At 30.1% G+C, this 19,873-nt stretch carries 14 protein-coding genes; 9 read left to right on the top strand and 5 right to left on the bottom strand.

The features are described from left to right. Positions 1-10: 10 nt before the first annotated feature. Positions 11-751: a tyrosine-protein phosphatase gene (locus tag CW731_RS07900; RefSeq protein WP_100946216.1), complete on the bottom strand. Its 741-nt coding sequence runs from the start codon at positions 749-751 to the stop codon at positions 11-13. A 153-nt stretch (positions 752-904) separates the two neighbouring features. Between CW731_RS07900 and CW731_RS07895 the strand changes: the two genes are divergently transcribed. Next, positions 905-1,759 carry an N-acetylglucosamine kinase gene (locus CW731_RS07895; protein ID WP_100946215.1) on the top strand — a complete coding sequence of 285 codons (855 nt, stop codon included), beginning with the start codon at positions 905-907 and terminating at the stop codon, positions 1,757-1,759. Here CW731_RS07895 and murF read toward each other — a convergent pair. Both murF and gldJ read right to left on the bottom strand, forming a co-directional pair. Beyond that, a complete protein-coding gene (gene murF / locus CW731_RS07890; protein WP_100946214.1) occupies positions 1,749-3,005 on the bottom strand; it encodes a UDP-N-acetylmuramoyl-tripeptide--D-alanyl-D-alanine ligase in 1,257 nt (418 codons plus the stop codon). The genes CW731_RS07895 and murF overlap by 11 nt on opposite strands. 65 nt (positions 3,006-3,070) lie before the next feature. Further along, positions 3,071-4,750, bottom strand: coding sequence for a gliding motility lipoprotein GldJ (gene gldJ, locus CW731_RS07885; protein WP_100946213.1), 1,680 nt, complete (start codon positions 4,748-4,750; stop codon positions 3,071-3,073). A 199-nt stretch (positions 4,751-4,949) separates the two neighbouring features. Between gldJ and porU the strand changes: the two genes are divergently transcribed. The 7 genes from porU (at position 4,950) to CW731_RS07850 (ending at position 15,236) form a co-directional block, all read left to right on the top strand. Then, positions 4,950-8,492 carry a type IX secretion system sortase PorU gene (gene porU / locus CW731_RS07880; protein ID WP_100946212.1) on the top strand — a complete coding sequence of 1,181 codons (3,543 nt, stop codon included), beginning with the start codon at positions 4,950-4,952 and terminating at the stop codon, positions 8,490-8,492. A 47-nt stretch (positions 8,493-8,539) separates the two neighbouring features. After that, a complete protein-coding gene (gene porV, locus CW731_RS07875; RefSeq protein WP_100947653.1) occupies positions 8,540-9,670 on the top strand; it encodes a type IX secretion system outer membrane channel protein PorV in 1,131 nt (376 codons plus the stop codon). 78 nt (positions 9,671-9,748) lie between these two features. Further along, positions 9,749-10,231 carry a cytidine deaminase gene (gene cdd, locus CW731_RS07870; protein ID WP_100946211.1) on the top strand — a complete coding sequence of 161 codons (483 nt, stop codon included), beginning with the start codon at positions 9,749-9,751 and terminating at the stop codon, positions 10,229-10,231. After that, positions 10,232-10,615, top strand: coding sequence for a group III truncated hemoglobin (locus CW731_RS07865; RefSeq protein WP_100946210.1), 384 nt, complete (start codon positions 10,232-10,234; stop codon positions 10,613-10,615). A 127-nt stretch (positions 10,616-10,742) separates the two neighbouring features. Further along, positions 10,743-11,807 carry a 3-oxoacyl-ACP synthase III family protein gene (locus tag CW731_RS07860; protein WP_100946209.1) on the top strand — a complete coding sequence of 355 codons (1,065 nt, stop codon included), beginning with the start codon at positions 10,743-10,745 and terminating at the stop codon, positions 11,805-11,807. Positions 11,808-12,066: 259 nt separating this feature from the next. Beyond that, positions 12,067-13,602: a glutamine-hydrolyzing GMP synthase gene (guaA, locus tag CW731_RS07855; RefSeq protein ID WP_100946208.1), complete on the top strand. Its 1,536-nt coding sequence runs from the start codon at positions 12,067-12,069 to the stop codon at positions 13,600-13,602. After that, the gene (locus tag CW731_RS07850; RefSeq protein ID WP_100946207.1) at positions 13,593-15,236 is read left to right on the top strand and encodes a LysM peptidoglycan-binding domain-containing protein; all 1,644 of its coding nucleotides are present in this window, start codon (positions 13,593-13,595) and stop codon (positions 15,234-15,236) included. The genes guaA and CW731_RS07850 overlap by 10 nt, the downstream gene beginning before the upstream one ends. Before the next feature lie 87 nt (positions 15,237-15,323). Here the strand turns inward: CW731_RS07850 and CW731_RS07845 are convergent, their stop codons facing one another. Then, positions 15,324-15,839, bottom strand: coding sequence for a hypothetical protein (locus tag CW731_RS07845; RefSeq protein ID WP_100946206.1), 516 nt, complete (start codon positions 15,837-15,839; stop codon positions 15,324-15,326). Positions 15,840-15,949: 110 nt separating this feature from the next. Beyond that, positions 15,950-19,093, bottom strand: coding sequence for a cytochrome c biogenesis protein CcsA (gene ccsA, locus CW731_RS07840; RefSeq protein WP_100946205.1), 3,144 nt, complete (start codon positions 19,091-19,093; stop codon positions 15,950-15,952). Positions 19,094-19,203: 110 nt separating this feature from the next. On the opposite strand from ccsA, the gene CW731_RS07835 reads away from it, so the two are divergent. Continuing rightward, complete coding sequence (locus CW731_RS07835; RefSeq protein ID WP_100946204.1) at positions 19,204-19,779, top strand: hypothetical protein; 576 nt, start codon at positions 19,204-19,206, stop codon at positions 19,777-19,779. Positions 19,780-19,873: the final 94 nt, after the last annotated feature.

Here is a 19,873-nt window from a genome sequence, read left to right as displayed (position 1 = left end):
CCTTTTTTATTTAGTTAAACACACTACTATTATTTTTTAACAAATGATTTATCTTTTTTAAATTTTTTACTGTTCCAATTTTTCTTAAAAGTTGTAAATGATTTTGATGATGCGTGTCAGAACCTACGAAATCATATAAATCTTGTTTTAGTAATTCATTACTAATTTTTTGGACATTCTTACCATATTGTTCTGTTAAAGACAATAAGTTTAATTGGAACAAACAACCTGCTTTTTTCAATTTATAATAATTTTTTAAATCATTATGATAAAAATTATACCGCTCAGGATGTGCTAATACAGGCTTATATCCCTTTAGCTGTATTTCGAATAAGACATCATATAAATTCATCGGAGCATTAAAATAAGACATTTCAACTAATATATAATTGTCCTTTAACGGCAAAATATCATCTTGTTTAAGTCTTTCGGAAAATTGCTCATCCATCATATATTCAGCAGCTGCATCTATTCTGATATCATTATAGCCTCTTTCAATTAATGCTGCTCTTACTTCGTCTAATTTATTTTTAATTGTTTTAGATGAGTTAGGGTAAACGTCTCCTAAAACATGAGGCGTTGTTATAAAGTTTTTAATTCCGTAAGAATACATTTTTAAGATTAGTTCGATAGAATTATCTAAGTTTTTTGCTCCGTCGTCTATACCTGGAAGCAAATGTGAATGAATATCAACAAAGTCTTTAGGGAAGAAATCTACTAAAGGAATTTCTTTTTTCTTTAAAAAAAACATATAATTATATTTAATGCAAAATTACAATAATTAAATCCATTCCTTTAATTTATTCAGATTCAGAATAAATAATTAAACACGAAAACGATTGAAGTTTTAAAAGCTATTGCTAGTTGTTTTAAGTTATTCTATATTTGGTTAAAATAAGAGATTATGATTTTAATTGCAGACGGAGGTTCTACAAAAGCAGATTGGATTGCTATAAATAGTGAGAAAAATGAGGAATTTAGAGTTAGAACTTTAGGTTTAAATCCTGCGGTTGTAGCAGAAGAGGAATTATACAACAGAATTATTAATATGTTTCAACTTATTAATATTAAAGAAAATGTTTCTGAAATCCATTTTTATGGTGCTGGTTGTGGAACACCAAAACCAGCTGCTATTTTAAAAACCATATTGGAGAAAATTTTTGTGAATGCAAAAGTTTTTGTTTCTGAAGATATGTTGGCAGCTGTTTATGCAGCTACCGGAAAAGAACCTGCCATGGTTTGTATTTTAGGAACAGGATCAAATAGTTGTTATTTTGATGGCGAAAATGTACAAATGTTAGTCCCTTCGTTAGGCTATATCTTAATGGACGAAGCTAGTGGTAATCATTTTGGAAAAAAATTAATTGTAGATTATTTTTATAAAAAAATGCCTAAAGCGATTGCTTTAGAATTTGAAAAGGAGTTTAATTTAGATGCAGATTATATAAAAAGAAATGTCTATAAAGAAGCAAACCCGAATATGTATCTAGCTTCTTTTGCAAAGTTTATGTTCGATTTTAAGGATGAAAAATATATTAAGAGGTTAATTAAAAAGGGGTTTCAAGAATTTTTTAAATTCCGAGTATTGCCTTACAATCTCGATAGCGATTCATCAATTTATTTTATAGGTTCAATTGCCCACTACTTTAGAGATATTTTAGACAAGGTTGCTCATAAAAATAATTTAAAAATTACAGATGTAATTCAAAGACCAATAGATAATTTACTTGAATATCATAAAAATAACATTAATATATAACGTTAAGTATTCTTTCTAATTTCATACCTCTAGATCCTTTAATTAATACATATTGATTTTCTAGAGGTTTTTTATTGATGTAACATTTCAACTCTTCAAAAGTTTTAAATGTATGGTTTTTGGTATTTGTTTTATAGAAATTGGCACCAACATAGAGTGTGTTTGAAAAAGAGAAGCTATCAGCTAAGTTCACTATTTCTTGATGTTCTTTGTCGCTTTCTGCTCCTAGTTCGAACATATCCCCTAAAATAACAGTTTTAAATGTTTCTTTAATTTTTGAGAAATTTTCTAAAGCAACCTTCATGCTTGAAGGGTTTGCGTTGTAGGCATCTAAAATGATATGATTGCTTTCTTTTACTATTATTTGAGAGCGGTTGTTTGTAGGAACGTAATTCTCTATTGCCTTTTTTATTTTTAAATAATCAACTTTAAAATAATTTCCAATAGTAATGGCTGCTACAATATTTGTATAATTGTATTCGCCAATTAGATTACTCTTAATTTGAACTGAATTGTAAGATAAATTTACAAATGGATTCGCTTCTAAAAAGGCTATGTCTTCTAAAAATGAAACAATTTTAGTACTTCTAGTCTTTTTAACTTGTATGGCATCGTTAGGGTTGATAAAAGCAATTTTACTGTTTTTATTTAGAAAACGATACAATTCACTCTTGCCTTCAATAACACCTTCAATGCTACCAAAACCTTCTAAGTGCGCTTTTCCGAAATTGGTAACATACCCAAAATCTGGTAGCGCAATTGAACATAGGAACTCTATTTCTTTTTGATGATTCGCCCCCATTTCTACAATACCAATTTCAGTTTTAGGCGTCATAGATAGCAATGTTAATGGCACTCCAATATGATTATTTAAGTTCCCTAAGGTAGCGGTTGTTTTATACTTTTTAGAAAGTATGCAGTTAATTAATTCTTTAGTAGTTGTTTTTCCATTACTACCCGTTAGGGCAATAATTGGTGTTTTTAATTGTAATCTATGGTATTTAGCTAACTCTTGTAGTGTTTCTAAAACATTTTCAACCAAAATAGTTTTATCACTGGTTTTAAATTCCTCTTCATCTATAATTGCATAAGCAGCTCCATTTTTTATCGCTTCACTGGCAAATTTATTTCCATTAAAGTTGTCTCCTTTTAAAGCAAAAAACAATGTGTTTTTTCTAATATCTCTAGTGTCTGTATCTACTAGAAAGTACTTAGAGTATAGATTATAAATTTTTTTAATTTCCATTTTTTAAAGATAAAAAAAGCCTCATTGTTATATACAATGAGGCTTAAATATGTTTATACACTGTATTATCTGCTAGGGGTTCTAGCTGTTCTTTTCTTAGAACTCATTGGTCCTAATTTATCTGTAACACATCTAAAACCGATAAAATTTGTAGCCATGTACTCTGGTAAATACCTTCTCTGTGCAGGGTCTAACCAATATTCTCTGTCTGCCCATGAACCACCTTTGTAAACTCTTGTTTCATCACTAATTAAAGTTCTACGTTTTTTAGCATCATTTGTTACAATATCTCTATTAGAAATAGAATCTCTAACTCTAGTAGGTTTTTTAGGAGAATTATACATACTTGGTCTAGAAGCAAATTGATCTTCATCATCTCTATAGAACCTTGTAGAGTTTAAATCTCCATCACCAATATTTGCATTTTCAGCTTTAGAAAAATTAGTTCTAAATGTAGCGTCATCTTTTGTAATTGGTATATACTTTATACTACCAGGTAACTGTTTTGGTATAATATTTCCATTTGGTAAAGTATCATATTCTACAGCTATATCATTACCAACAATTACCACCTTACCTTCTTCATTAATCATTTTTTTAGTAAATAAGTTTCCTCTAAAATAATTAAAATCATTCGCTTCATTATCTATAATAGGTCTATAAACATCAGCAACCCATTCAGCAACATTACCAGACATGTCAAATAAACCAAAAGCATTTGGTGGATATGATTTTATTCTATTAGGAATATCAGAACCATCAGAACTCCATCCAGGTAAACCACTATATTGTCCTTCGCCTTGTTTAAAGTTTGCTAATTGATCTCCTTTAAACCTTTTCTTTTTTGCTCTGGTATATTTACCATCCCAAGCATATTTCTTTCTACCTCTAATATTATTGTATTCTCTATTTTCTATAATTGCTTTTGCTGCAAATTCCCATTCTGCTTCAGTAGGTAGTCTAAATTTTTGTTGAAGAACACCATCTGCTTGTGTAATTTTTCTACCTTGAAAAGCATCTTTACTCGGTTTTGGGTCACCTTTTTTTCTTAAATTTCTAGTTTTAACCCCTCTTTTGTAAATTGTTGTATCACCATCAAAAAGTCTATCAGAATCACTTAAAAACCTTTCCGTATCGAAAAAATTTCTAGTAGAGTCAGACTCGAAAATGTTTTTAATATGACCTTTGTCAATTAATTTTTTTAAGTTAACTGCGTTCGTTCTCCATTTACAATATTCATTCGCTTGCAGCCAAGTTACACCAACAATAGGGTAATCTGCATAGGCTGGATGACGAAAATAGTTTTCAGTTAAAATATCTGTATTTCCTAAACTTTTTCTCCAAACTAAAGTATCTGGTAAAACTGAATTGTAAATGTGCTTGTATTTATCTTCCGAAGGAGAAAAAACATCTTTCATATATTGTACATATAAAAAATATTCTGAATTTGTAACTTCTGCTTCATCCATAAAAAATGAACGTACATGCATTTTTTTAGGAGTTGTATTCCAATCGAACATTACGTCATCTTGTACTTGTCCCATCGTAAAAGATCCGCCTTCAATAGCAACCATTCCTAAAGGAGGTTCTTGCCCTTCAAAAGAACTGTTTCTTATATAATTTCCGTTTTTAGGGTCATTAAAAGACAAACCTGTTAATCTAGATTTACCAGAGGTAGATCTATTACAATTTGTTAAAAGTAATGTTGTTAATACAACTAGAGATATTTTAATTATGTTTTTCATTTCCTAGAAGAAAATTATTTAGGGTTTTTATTATCGATGCAATTTACAATAATTATAATTTAGTGCAAGAAAAATATAAAATTTAACGCATCATATTATAATCACTTTTTATTAAACGAATGCTTTTTATATTTAGTATAACTTATCTTTACAGTCGTTAAAATATCTCTCATTATTTTGCGTTATTTGAATACTATTTATGAAAAGATTTTTTTTAGTCATATTAACTTTATTTTTGCTTCAATGTACAGTAGCTCAGTCTAGTAGTTCTGTGTTGGCTACTGGAGATTGGTATAAGTTCTCTGTAGATACTACTGGTATTTTTAAAATTGATAAAAATTTATTACAGAGAATTGGTGTTTCTACAAACGGATTAAATCCTAAGAATATTCAAATTTTTGGGAATGGAGGGAGTTTATTACCTGTTTTAAATAGTGATTTTAGAAACAAAGACTTGCAGGAAAACGCTATTTATGTAGAAGGAGAAGCCGATGGAAGCTTTGATAACAACGATTTTATTCTCTTTTATGCAAAAGGACCTCATGATTGGGAAGTAGACCCGACTATAAAGAAAGCAAAACATCGTCAAAATATTTATTCAGATAAAGCATATTATTTTATAACAGTTGGTGATAAACAAGGGAAAAGAATTCAAACAAAAACAAAAAACACAAATACAGCAACTGCACAACTAACTACTTTTAATGATTTTATTTTCTATGAGAAAGATGAGATAAACTTAATAGGAGCTGGAACACAATGGTTTTTTGATGATAATTTTAACATAGAAAACACACAAACTTTTGCAATACCTTTTAAAAATGCTGTTAAAAATACAGACTTAAGAGTTAAAGTTAGAGGCGTTACTATGTCTATAACTACATCGTCTATGTCTGTAAAAGTAAATGGACAAGATTTATATACTATTGGTTATTCGGCAGCAGATACAAGTACTAAGGCTCGTTCATCAGAGAGAACAGCTTCTTATAATAATTCTTCGGATGCCATAATTTTAGAAATCGTTTATAATAATAATGGAAACCCTTCTGCAAATGCCTATTTAGACTATATAGAAATTGCTGGGGAAAAAGAATTAATTGCAGATACGAAGCAATTTTCTTTTCGAAGTTTTAATCAATTTAATACTTCAGGAACTGTTGAGTATCAAATTAAAAATGCAGCGAATATTTTTCAAGTTTGGGATGTGTCCGATTTCTTAGCACCAAAAATTATTAGTAATGATGTAACAGGGGCTAATTTTGTATTTAAAGATGAAGCTAGAGCTAATAATAAGGATGGGAAAGAAGTTTTAAGGGAATACGTTGTTTTAAATGAGTCTGATTTCTACATTCCAGAAACAATTGCAAATGCCAAAGTTATCAACCAAAACTTGCATGCTTTAAAAGACATTAATTATTTGGTTGTTACAAGTTCTGAGTTGGTTTCACAAGCAGAAGTATTGGCAAAATACCATAGAGATAATTCGGGTTTAACCACAAAAGTGGTGGTTTTAAATGAAATTTATAATGAATTCGCTTCGGGCTCTAAAGATATTACTGGGATTAGAGATTTTATTAAACATTTATATGTAGCTGATGCATCTGTAGAAAAAAAACTAAAATACGTTTGCTTTTTTGGTGATGCTTCTTATGATTATAAAGACAGACTTGTAGGTAATAACAACATTGTTCCTGTAAAATTAGCCAAAGAGAGTTTTAATTTGGCAAACTCTTGGGTTACAGATGATTTTTTTGTGATGTTAGAAAATCACGAAGGAACTATGGATGGAGTTTCTAGAGATCCTTCGAGCGATTCAAGCGGCCCTTTTAAATCTTATCACACCTTAGATGTTATTTCGAGTAGAATACCAGTTACAGGAATATCGCAAGCTAAAGATGTTGTTGATAAAATTTTAAGTTATTATGACAAAAAATCGATAGGAGATTGGCGAAACACCATTACCTTATTAGCAGATGATATAGATGAAGTTGGTGAAGAAGTTTTGCAAAAAGGAGTAGAATCGATTGCAGATGAAATTAAAAAAGAAAAACCAATTTTTAATGTAAATAAAATCTATGTAGATGCTTACGTGCAACAAAACTCTTCTGGAGGCGAACGTTACCCAGAAGTAAACAAAGCAATTACAAATGCAATTGAAAAAGGGACCTTAATTTTCGATTATTTTGGGCATGGAGGAGAAGATGGTTTTGCTTCGGAAAGGATTTTAGAAAAACCACAAATTACAGCCTTTAACAATTCGAATACGTTGCCGCTATTTATAACTGTTACCTGCGATTTTTCGAGATTCGATAATCCGAATAGAATTACGGCTGGTGAATTAACACTATGGAATAAGAATGGTGGGGCAGCAAGCATGATAACTACCGGAAGAGAAGTTTATATTTATACAGGACAGCAGTTTAACGAGAAGTTGATAAAGGTTCTATTAGAAGTTAAAGATGAACATTTAATTATTGAAGAAGAGTTAACGATTGCAGAGGCCTTAACAAATACTAAAAATCAATTTTCTAGCAACCAAAAATTCTTTATTTATTCTTTTGGAGATCCAGCAATGAAGTTAGCGATGCCAAAGCCAAATGTTAAAATTACCAAAATTAATGGTAAAGATATTTTACAGCCTATAGATACTTTAAAAGCGCTTTCTAAAGTTAGTATCGAAGGTGTTGTATTAGATAATTCTAATGTAATTTTAACTGATTTTAATGGTTTTTTGTCAACCACGGTTTTTGATAAGCCTTTAAATAAGACAACATTAGATAATGATGGTTTTGGAATAAAAAACACTTTTGATACACAGGATAGTAAGCTTTTTAGAGGGAAATCGACGGTTAAAAATGGGGTTTTTAAATTCGACTTTATAGTACCAAAAGATATTAAGATTGGTATTGAAAAGGAAAAAGACGGAAATGGAAATATTATTTTCGATGGAAACGGAAAACCAGTTTTGAAAAAAGGCAAAGTAAGTTTTTATGCAGTTGATAACAGTACATTTCAAGAAAAAGCGGGTTATAATATTGATATTATTATTGGTGGAATTGATGAAAACGCACCAGAAGATACTGTTGGGCCAGAAGTAACGTTATTTATGAATGATGAATCTTTTATAGATGGCGCCAATACAAATGCGTCTCCTAATTTAATTGCCGTATTTTCAGATGTAAGTGGTATTAATACCACTATAACAGCTGTAGACCATGATATTATAGGGGTTTTAGACGGAGATACATCAAACCCAATTGTGTTGAATGATTTTTATGAAACAGAATTAAACGATTTTACCAAAGGAAAAGTTACCTATAGACTTCGAGATTTAGAGGTCGGTCCGCATACGTTAAAAATAAAAGCTTGGGATACATACAATAATTCATCTGAGGCAACGTTGAACTTTGTGGTTGTGAGTGATGCTATTCTAAATCTAGAAAATGTTTTAAATTATCCGAATCCCTTTGTAAATTATACAGAGTTTTGGTTTAATCACAACAAACCAAATGAACCTTTAGAGGTGCAAGTTCAAATATTTACGGTTGCTGGTAAATTGGTGAAAACAATCAATAGAAATGTACAAACAACAGGTAATTTATCACGGAACATTACTTGGAATGGTTTGGATGATTTTGGTCATAAAATAGGAAAAGGAGTTTATATTTACAAGCTAAGAGTAAAATCGACAAGTAGCGACCTCCTGTCAGAGAAGTATGAGAAATTAGTAATACTTCAATAAAAATTAGATATTTGCAATAAGAACAAGATTCAACATAGATGAAAAAAATGAATAAATTAGGAGTATTATTATTAATTAGTGTTTTAAGCTTCAATAATATGAGCGCACAAACCCAAATAGATACTAGAGATATTGGTGGTATTACAACAGCAGTTCCCTTTTTGTTAATTATACCTGATGCAAGAGCTGGTGGTATGGGAGATATTGGTGTTGCCACAAGCGCAGATGCTTTTTCTTTATTTCATAATCCTGCAAAAATTGCATTTAGTAACAGACAAATTTTAACAGCAATAACCTATTCACCTTGGTTGCGTAACCTAACTGATGATATTTTTACTGGAAGTTTATCTTATATAAATCGTTTTAGTGAAAATGCCGCTTGGGGTGCAGATTTAAAATACTTTTCTCTAGGTCAAATAGATTTAACAGATAGTAGTGGGAACTCTAACGGAATAATAAACCCTAATGAATTGGCATTTACGGGTTCTTATTCTTTAAAGTTAAGTGAAACTTTTTCTATGGGAGTTTCTCTAAAATATTTACGATCTAACCTTACACTTACTGGTGTTTCTGGTAGTTTACAACCTATAAATTCATTTGCAGTAGATGTTTCTGGTTATTATCAATCTTTAGAGGAAAACTACGGTAATTTTAACGGTCGTTATAGAATAGGTTTTAATATTGCAAATATTGGTCCTAAAGTAAACTATACAACAGACGCTAATAATGAAGATTTTATACCGACTAATTTAAAATTAGGAGGTGGTTTTGATTTTATCTTAGATGATTACAATACCATTTCTACCACTTTAGAATTTACAAAATTATTAGTGCCTTCTGTAAATGATGCTGATAATGAACAAGGTTGGATCAACGGAATTTTTAGTTCTTTTGGAGATGCTCCAGGAGGTTTTAGCGAAGAAATGAAGGAAGTTACGTATGCTTTTGGTGCAGAATATTTATACAACAATGCTTTTGCATTAAGAACAGGATACTTTCATGAAAGTGAAGAGAAAGGAAATAGACAGTATTTTACTTTAGGTGGTGGTTTTAAAACCAACGCTTTAAATATCGATTTATCTTATTTAGTAAATGCTTCAGATGTAAATAATCCGCTAGAAAATTCTTTACGATTTTCTTTATCTTTCGATTTAGGTGAAATTTACGAAGAGTATTAATAAACCATATTTTTTTAGTAATTTTATAACACTATTTAAAGCAGTCAATTTAGGCTGCTTTTTTTGACCGCTTAAATTATGAAAGAAATAAAAATTTCTACAACAGCAACTGTTTATAATGATGTTTCAGAATTATCTAGAGAAGACAGAAATTTAATGGAGAAAGCTGTTGAGGCTAGAAAAAAAGCATATGCACCTTATTCTAAGTTTAATGTTGGTGCAGCTTTGTTGTTAGAAAATGGAGAGGTAGTTTTAGGTAATAACCAAGAGAATGCAGCATACCCATCTGGGTTGTGTGCAGAAAGAGTTGCCATTTATTATGCAGGCGCAACTTACCCTGGAGTTAAGATAATGAAGCTTGCAATTTCAGCAAGCTCAACAATAACAAAAGTAGATAAACCTGTTGGCCCTTGTGGTGCTTGCAGACAATCTTTGTCGGAATATGAAATTAAGCAAAAGCAACCATTCCCAGTTATTTTTATGGGAGAAGTTGGTGAGATTGTAAAAACAGCATCTTTACTTTCTTTATTGCCTTTTTCTTTTGATAGTTCATACTTATAGATGAAAAAAGATATCTCATCAAGAAAAGACATTAAATGTATCATCTCAAAATTTTATGAGTTGTTATTGGTGGATCAAAAAATGATTCCGTTTTTCGAGGATATTGTTGCCCAAAATCATCTAGAAGAACACCTAGAAATTATTTCTGATTTTTGGAATGATATTTTGTTTGATACAACCACTTATAAAAATAATACCATGCAAAAGCATATAGACAAAAATGCTTTTGTGAAATTTAAAAAGGAACATTTTACAATTTGGACATCGTATTTATTTCAAACAATTGACGCTTATTTTGAGGGTGAAATTTCTGAAAGAATGAAAAACAGAGCAACCTCAATAGCTACTGTTATGCAGCTTAAAATGAATCTTTATGCTAAGTAGGTGTTTTTAAGTTTATTTGAAAAAGTGTTTTTTGAATATCATTATTCAACATTAGAATTAATGCGATTGAATCTTTGAATTTTGTAAATTTCACGGATTTTAGCAATTAAAAAAGTACCATCAATTTATGATTTCATCAAAAATTACAGGAACAGGAAGTTTTATTCCTTCAATTAAAAAAGAGAATAAAGATTTTTTAGAAACACATTTTTTAAATGAAGATGGTAGTGGTTTTTCTTCAGGAAATGATGTGATTATAGAAAAGTTTAAAAGCATTACCGGTATAGAAGAAAGAAGGTACGCGAAACCAGAACATAAAACTTCTGATATGGCTTTTTTTGCGGCAGAAAAAGCAATTAATGATGCAGATTTAAATGCAGAGGAATTAGATTATATTATTCTAGCACATAATTTTGGAGACTTACAACAAGGAACTATTCAGGGAGACATGCTGCCAAGTTTAGCTACTAGAGTTAAACATAAATTAGGAATTGTAAACCCTAACTGCGTCGCTTATGACATTCTTTTCGGCTGCCCAGGTTGGATACAAGGTGTAATTCAGGCGCAAGCTTTTATAAAAGCAGGAATTGCAAAAAAATGTTTAGTGATTGGTGCAGAAACGCTGTCTCGAATTGTTGATAAATATGATAGGGATTCTATGATTTATAGCGATGGTGCTGGTGCCTGTATTGTTGAAGAAACAGAAGAACAAGATTCTGGAATTATTAGTCACGCAACACAAACTTTCGCAAAAGAAGAAGCTTATTTTTTACATTTCGGAAAATCGTTTAACAAAGAGGAAGATGAAAATGTACGTTATATAAAAATGTATGGTAGAAAAATTTATGAATTTGCCATTACAAATGTTCCTGCTGCAATGAAAATTGCTTTAGACAAAAGCGGAATAGCGATAGACGATGTTAAGAAAATTTTTATTCATCAAGCAAATGAAAAAATGGATGAAGCAATTGTAAAACGTTTTTATAGGTTGTTTCAAAAGCAGGTTCCAGAAGGTGTAATGCCAATGAGTATTCATAAATTAGGAAATAGTTCTGTAGCTACAGTACCAACTTTATTAGATTTAGTTCTAAAAGGAAATATTAAAAATCAAGAAGTAAAAAAAGGTGATGTTGTAATTTTGGCTTCTGTGGGAGCAGGAATGAATATTAATGCAATTGTGTATCGTTTTTAAGTTTCAAACGCTGTAAATTAAAGTAGGCGTTGTCTATATTTCGAACTGTTTTCTTAATACCTAAAGATTTTAGAAATAAGAAAAGGTAGTTGAGTTTTTGAATTAAATTTTAATGTACAGCTACTAACTATGTATTCAGAAATTAATAAAGTTTAGTTAAATAAAATGCGAATTCTCGATAATTTCAACGAATTCTAATTTATCGTAAAAAATATTCATTTCAGCATTTAAAATTTAATCTGAAATGGTATTTTTGCGCATGCAACAACACAACGTACTTATTTTAGATTTCGGGTCGCAATACACACAGCTTATTGCAAGAAGAGTTAGAGAATTAAACATTTACTGTGAAATTCATCCATACAACCATCCACCAGAAAATCAATCAGAATTTAAAGCAATTATTTTATCGGGTAGCCCAAACTCGGTAAGAGGAGAAAATGTTTTACATCCAGATTTGTCAGATATTAGAGGAAAAAAGCCAATGTTAGCCGTTTGTTACGGAGCACAATATTTAGCACATTTTTCTGGAGGAAAAGTAGCGCCTTCTAATACAAGAGAATATGGTAGAGCAAATTTATCATTCATAAAAAATAATGAAACTTTCTTTGAAAATATTTCTGAAGGAAGTCAAGTTTGGATGAGTCATTCAGACACTATAAAAGATTTGCCAACTAATGGAGAATTATTAGCGAGCACAAAAGACGTAGCAAATGCGGCTTATAAAATTAAAGGAGAAGAAACATATGCAATTCAGTTTCATCCAGAAGTTTACCATTCTAAAGATGGGAAACAATTATTAGAAAATTTCTTAGTAAAAATTGCAGGGGTAGCACAAACCTGGACTCCAGATTCTTTTGTAGAAAGTACTGTTGCAGCAATTCAAGAAAAAGTAGGAAAGGATAAAGTTGTCTTAGGACTTTCTGGAGGTGTAGATTCTACAGTTGCAGCAGTTTTATTAAACAAAGCAATTGGTAAAAACCTATATTGTATTTTTGTTAATAACGGTTTGTTACGTAAAAATGAGTTCGATAGTGTTTTAAAACAGTATGAAGGAATGGGCTTAAACGTTAAAGGTGTAGATGCATCGGCACGTTTTTTGAAAGCTCTAGAAGGTGTTTCAGATCCAGAAAAGAAAAGAAAAGCAATTGGAAATTCTTTTATAGAAGTTTTTGATGATGAAGCGCAACAAATTACAGATGTAACTTGGTTGGCACAAGGAACAATATACCCAGATGTTATTGAGTCTGTTTCTGTAAATGGTGGGCCATCTGCAACAATAAAAAGTCATCATAATGTGGGGGGGTTACCAGATTATATGAAATTGAAAATTGTAGAGCCTTTGCGTATGATTTTTAAAGACGAAGTAAGAAGAGTAGGAGCTTCTATGGGAATTGACGCAGAGTTATTAGGTCGTCATCCATTTCCAGGACCTGGTTTAGGAATTCGTATTTTGGGAGACATTACAGCAGAAAAAGTTCGTATTTTACAAGAAGTGGATGCTGTTTTTATAAACGGATTAAAAGAAGATGGTTTGTACGACAAAGTTTGGCAAGCTGGCGCAATGTTATTACCTGTTAATTCTGTTGGAGTTATGGGAGATGAAAGAACTTATGAAAAGGTTGTTGCTTTAAGAGCAGTAGAAAGTACCGATGGTATGACTGCAGATTGGGTGAATTTACCGTATGAGTTTTTACAAAAAATATCAAATAAAATAATAAATCAAGTAAAAGGCGTTAATAGAGTAGTGTATGACATTAGCTCTAAACCACCTGCAACTATAGAATGGGAATAAAATATATGAAACATCTTAAATTTTTTGTTTTTCTGTGTATTCTAACGTTTACCGTATCTTGCGGTCAACAGAAAAAGTACGTTCAATATAAAGTTAAAGAAGGAGAATCAATGGGTGTCATTGCTAAGAAATTGGACATGAAAACCAAAGATTTATTACGTCTAAACCCAGATGTGAGTAGAAATCCTAAAGTAAATACTGTAATTATTATTCCTAACAAAGAACTTAAAAAAATTGGTACAGGAAAAGATAATAGTAACAAAGACATTACATTAGATTCTAACAGTATAAAAGAAGGGGCTGAAACTGTTTTAATTTCTGAAAAAGAAAAACAAAGAAATCTTTTAATTGAAAAATTAGAGAAAGAGTTTAAAATTCACGAAGTTAAAAAAGGAGATACTTTTTTTAGTTTAACAAGGTTCTATAATGTAACTAGAGCAGAGTTAATCACTTTAAATCCTGAATTATCTGAAGGATTAAAATTAGGTCAATTAATTAAAATAATGCCAGTTTCGGCTGTTTTTGAAGAAGAAGATTTTATTTATAAAGATGAAATTGAAGAAGGTGTTTCTATTAAGGCAGCAATAATGCTTCCTTTTAGAGCTGCTGAATTAGATTCTCTTTCAAGTAATGAGATTTTTAGAAATAGCAAATTAGCAAATATTGTAACCGATTTTTATTTAGGTGCAGAAATAGCAATCGATTCTCTTAGAAAACAAGGAGTAGAATTAAATATTGATGTTTTTGATACAGGTGGAAAAAGCACAAAAATAAATACAATAGTCGCAAATAATAATTTAAAGGAAAACGATGTTATTATTGGTCCTTTATATTCTGAGGAGGTTGAGTTCTTAGCAGAAAAAGTAAATACATCTATTGTTTTTCCTGTATATTCTAAAAATCAATCAAAATTTACGTCTAAAAGGATAATTAAGACGTCGCCAAATAAAGATTTATTTAGAGATAAGTTACTAGAATATATTGAAGAGAATTTTAATGATGGTAATATTATTATTGTTGGTGATGGTAAGGCGAATTCTAATTATAGTTCTAATAAAATTAGAGAAATTCTTAAATCTCATGACTCAATAAATAGTGTTCATGTTATTATGCCAAAAGATGGTTATATTAAAAAATCAAAATTTACAGATGTTTTAAAACCAAACATGAAAAATGTTGTTGTGATGACAACGAGTGATAATATTGTTGTTGCTAGTGCAATAAATAGCTTAATTAGTTTGCCTAAAAATACTACAGTAAATGTTTTTACTTTTGATAAAATTAGTGCTTTTACTAAAGTAGATAATGGGAAACTTGCCCAGTTAAGTTTTACTTATGTAAGTGATGAGTATATTAGAGAAGATTCTTTTAAAGCAATGGATTTTAATAATAAATACTTAGCTAAAAATGGAGTATTACCTTCTTACTATGCGACAAAAGGATTTGATATAACGTATGATATTTTAATACGTTTAGCATCGGGTAAAAGTTTGAAATCTACTTTTGAACAAGGGTATTCTTACCGAGTAGAAAGTAAGTTTGATTATACAGGTAAACTTTTTAAAACAACAGAAAACAAAGGGTTGTTTATTGTTAAGTACAATCCAGATTTAACATTAACAAGAATAAAGTAAAGTACGCAATGTTTATTAAAACATAAAAAAATCCGATGAAATTTAATTTCATCGGATTTTTTTATGTTTTAATAAACGGTATAAAGTTTAGATTTTTTTCATCTGTTGCTTCATTTGTTGCATTTGCTCTTTTAACATACCGTGCTTGTCTAGTTTCTTAGCTTCTGCCATTAAGATGGTAGCCTCACGTTTACGTCTTTTAGTCATGGAAATTCCCGCTAATTGTAATTTTGCCATTGCCAAATCATGATCCATTGCCAAACCTAATTTTACAGCTTTACGTAAGTATTTCTCCGCCTGTGTCATATTTGTCTGACTTAACATAATACCATGTAAGTAGTTAAAATAACCTTGTTGTTTAACAATTAAAGCTGCTTCAGGGTTTTTAATATAATCTAGCCACTTCTTAGTTCCTGCAAAATTTTGTTTACGCAGTTGTAAAAAAGCTAGTAAAATAAATTCATTTTTAAAGTAGAATAAAATAAAAAGTCCAGCTAGTAATAAGATAGAAACTCCATTCATAATATTTCCTAGGGTAAATTGATATACTGCCCAAACGGAAATTAAACCCGCTAAAATTAATTTAATATTTTTATGAAACATATATTGTTTTTTCTTTTGTAATATCGAGTAAGCTCGAGAGGTTATAATTGATTTTTTGAAGAGCAAAAATACATTTTCTTCTGAAAATATTTACTGACTTCTCTTTAAAATTATTTTTTATAATATTTTTTATATTTTATAAAAGCAAATGTTCCTAAAATAGCAACAAAACCAACAGAGTAATAAATCGAAGTTGGTGTAATAACTCTATCTCCACTAGCATAAGAATGTAAACCAGCTAAGTAAAAGTTTACCCCAAAATAAGTCATCATAATAGAAGCATATGCAATTATAGACCATAAATTAAAAGTATACCTACCACGTAAACCAGGTATTAAACGCATGTGTAATACAAAAGCATAGATCATAATAGAAATTAAGGCCCAAGTCTCTTTAGGATCCCAGCCCCAATAACGACCCCAACTTTCATTTGCCCACATTCCTCCTAAAAAGTTACCAATAGTTAACATAATTAAACCAACAGTAACTGCCATTTCATTAATAATAGTTATCTCTCTAATATTTAAATCCATTTTCTTTTTGTTCTTGTCATTGGTAAAAACCATTAATAAAAGAGCAAATATTCCTAAAATCATACCTAAAGAAAGTGGGCCGTAACTAGCAACAATAATAGAAGTGTGTACTAAAAGCCACCAAGAATTTAAAACCGGTTGTAGATTAGCAATCTCTGGATCTAACCAGTTTTGATGTGCAAAACCTAAGGTAATAGCAACCAAAAATGTAGTTGCAGTAATTGTAAGTGCAGATCTTCTTCCGATGATAAGACCAAACAACATAGTTGCCCAAGCAACAAAAATAATAGATTCATAAGCATTACTCCAAGGAGCATAACCACTAATATACCAACGAGAAATTAAACTTAGTGTATGAAAAATAAATAAACCAATAACACCAATTGTTAAAACTTTTACTATTGTGTTAATCCATTTTTTAGAATTAAATATTTGCCAAATAACAAATAGTATTAAAAACATACTTACAAAACCGTAATACTTAGAAAGTAACTGAAACGGTTGAACCTTGTTATACGAAATCTCTAAATCTATTTTCTTTTCTGATGGACGAACTTCTGAACCAAATTTTTTCTGAAAGGTTTTAATTCCGTCTAAAATTTTATTTGCTTCAGAGTAGTCATTTGTTTGTTTTGCTTTTTGTAAAAATTGAATATAAACAGGCAAAGACTGACGAACAAAAACAGAATCTGTTCCTTTAAAATTAGCAGCAGAGGTTTCTGGTTGTGAAACCCATTTGTTATTTTCATCACCCGGAATTGGATAAATTTTTAGAATTCCACCACCAATTGCTGAATATAATAAACCAATTCTTCTATCAATATTAATTAAATCTTTTTGAAATTTATTTTTTATTTTCGTCTTTTGTGCTTCCGCAACTTTCTTTTCTATTTTATAAATTCCTATTGGTGTTATAAAATCTGATAAAGCTGCATATTCAGCAGTTTCTGTAACTCCTATAAATTCTCTAATTTCGGTATTTCCTTTTTCTAAATAAATTACAGGAACTTCAAACCAAAGTCTTGGGTTTTCAATAATAGATAATAAAACCTGGCTAGGTTCCATATCTTTAAATTTTTCTGTTTTACTTACTTTTCTTACTAATTCTGAAGCAAAAGTATGTGCAGGTTTCATTCTACCATTATCCTGAATGACCAATTTATTAAAGCTTTCTGCATGTTTTGCATCTACCATATTGGCTTTTAAAATAGAATCTATTTGATGTGTGGTAATTTTATTTGGTTGATGATTATTTGTGTGCTGCCCAAAAGTGAAACTAGATAAAAACAAAGTAGCCACGATAGACATGGTTAATTTCTTTTTTCTAATTTTTGCTAATCCTTTTTTCAGGTCATCAAAACGAGTGTTTTTTGCAAAAAGAATACAAATTAAACCTGTGTATAATAAAGAGTATCCTAAATAGGTTACAAAAGTTCCTAAAAAATCGTGATTTACAGAAAGATGAGTTTCTTCTTTTTCGCCAGTCAAATCATAACTTGCTTGAAAAAACTTATAACCTTTGTGGTCTAAAATATGGTTCATAAAAATTCTATAATCAAAAGTTTCTTTAGGGTCTATAACAGTAACTTCACTTGCGTATGCAGCGGCACTTTCTGAACCCGGATATTTGTCTAACTGAAAATCATTTAATTTAATACTAAAAGGAGTTTCTAATATTTTAGCACCATATAAAACTCTAAAGTTTAAACCACCAACGGTAACCTCCTTAGAACCATCAGAATTAAATTTACCTCCTTTTAATTCTACTCTTTCAGTTTCATTATTTGCAGTGATATCTACCAAAATAACATCTTGTACTTTATCATCTTTTGGCCCACTAATCGTTTTCATAATTCCTTTTTCTGCGGGTTTCGGAATTACAAATTGCATATCGCCAATATTGTGAAGCGTTAAATATTTAAAGTCTTGTAAGGTGTCTTTGTCAATTTTTCCTTTTTTCTGGTCTGCCATTCGAAACCAATCTCCTTCATCTTTAGAAATCATTTTTAAGGTGCCATTTTTATTTGTAAAATTGATAGAAGCATTTTCATTCTCTGCATCAAAACCAATTAAAATTCCATGGATATTTTGTATAGTCCCTTTTTTAATCCAATGTTCATGACGAGTTCCTTCAGAAGATTCTACAAAAAATAAGTGTTCTACACCATTTTCATCTTCAATTAACTTCTTTTCTGCCCAAGGGATATAAGAAACCAAGTCTAATTTAAAATCGATATCGCTGTCTTTGGTTTTAAAATTATCTGAGTAAGACCAAGAATTTGTACCCCATGCAGAAAGCATTATAGGAGCATTTATTTCTGGCTTTTGGCTATTTCCATCATCTACAATAGCGTTTAAGTAGGTGGTCTCTGATAAGAATTTATTTGTAGTTTCTCCTTCTTTAATTAACATTATGCCTTCATAACCGGCGTAACGTGTAATTCCTGCGCCAACAAGAATTAATAAAAAAGCGCCATGAAACATTAAAACGGGCCATTTCTCTTTTTTATATAATCTGTATCTAAAGATATTTCCGAAGAAATTAATTACAAAGAAAACCATAATTGCTTCAAACCACCAAGCATTATATACAAGTGCCTTAGAGGTTTGTGTGCCGAAATCATTTTCTATAAAAGTGGCAATTGCCATGGCTGTGGCAAATATGATAAATAAAACGGCCATTAAACGAGTAGAATAGAGGAAATTGAATATTTTTTTCATCCTTTTGAAGTGCTTTTTAAAAGAGTTACAAATTTAAGCATAAAAGCACAAATGAACTTCTAGATAGCGGTATATTTATGTATTAAAGTCTTAAAAAAAATACAATATTTATGTCTAAATATCATATTATACCAAAATATATAAAAGAAGAAGTAGAAACAGCTTTAAATTACTATCCACAGTTAAAAAATATCCATATAGAATTTAAATTTAAAAAAAATATTAAAAAGTCTACAATGCAAGCGAGACCAACTTTTGATAGTTTTTTTAAATCAAAAAAAAATAGAAAATTTTTGATACTTATTAGTGAGAAGTTTAAAATATCTGACAAAGAGTTTTCTACAAGAGATATTCCAACAGATATTTTTATTGGTTGGATTGGTCATGAATTGGGGCATGTTATGGATTATCAAAATAGAAGCAAACTAAATTTAATTTGGTTCGGAATTAAATATTTATTTTCAGACAATCATATTGTTGAAGCAGAAAGAGCTGCAGATGGTTTTGCTGTGAAACATAGAATGGAGTCTTACATTTTAAAAACAAAGAACTTTATATTGAACCATGCAGATATTTCTCAAGAATATAAAAATAGAATTAAAAGATATTATTTATCTCCAGAAGAAATTATGGTTTTGGTTGAAGATCGAAATAAGGTGGCACAGAATTTAGAGAAAATTAAATAAACTTCTTTAAAAAATAAAAATCTTCATTAACTAGTGAAGGGTTTTACTTTTGTTCTAAGCTATTATAGATGAATATAAATAAATATCTAATTTC

Origin of the sequence: Polaribacter sp. ALD11 (assembly GCF_002831685.1) — a bacterium.
Lineage (GTDB): Bacteria > Bacteroidota > Bacteroidia > Flavobacteriales > Flavobacteriaceae > Polaribacter.
This window is presented reverse-complemented; position numbering and strand designations above follow the sequence as displayed.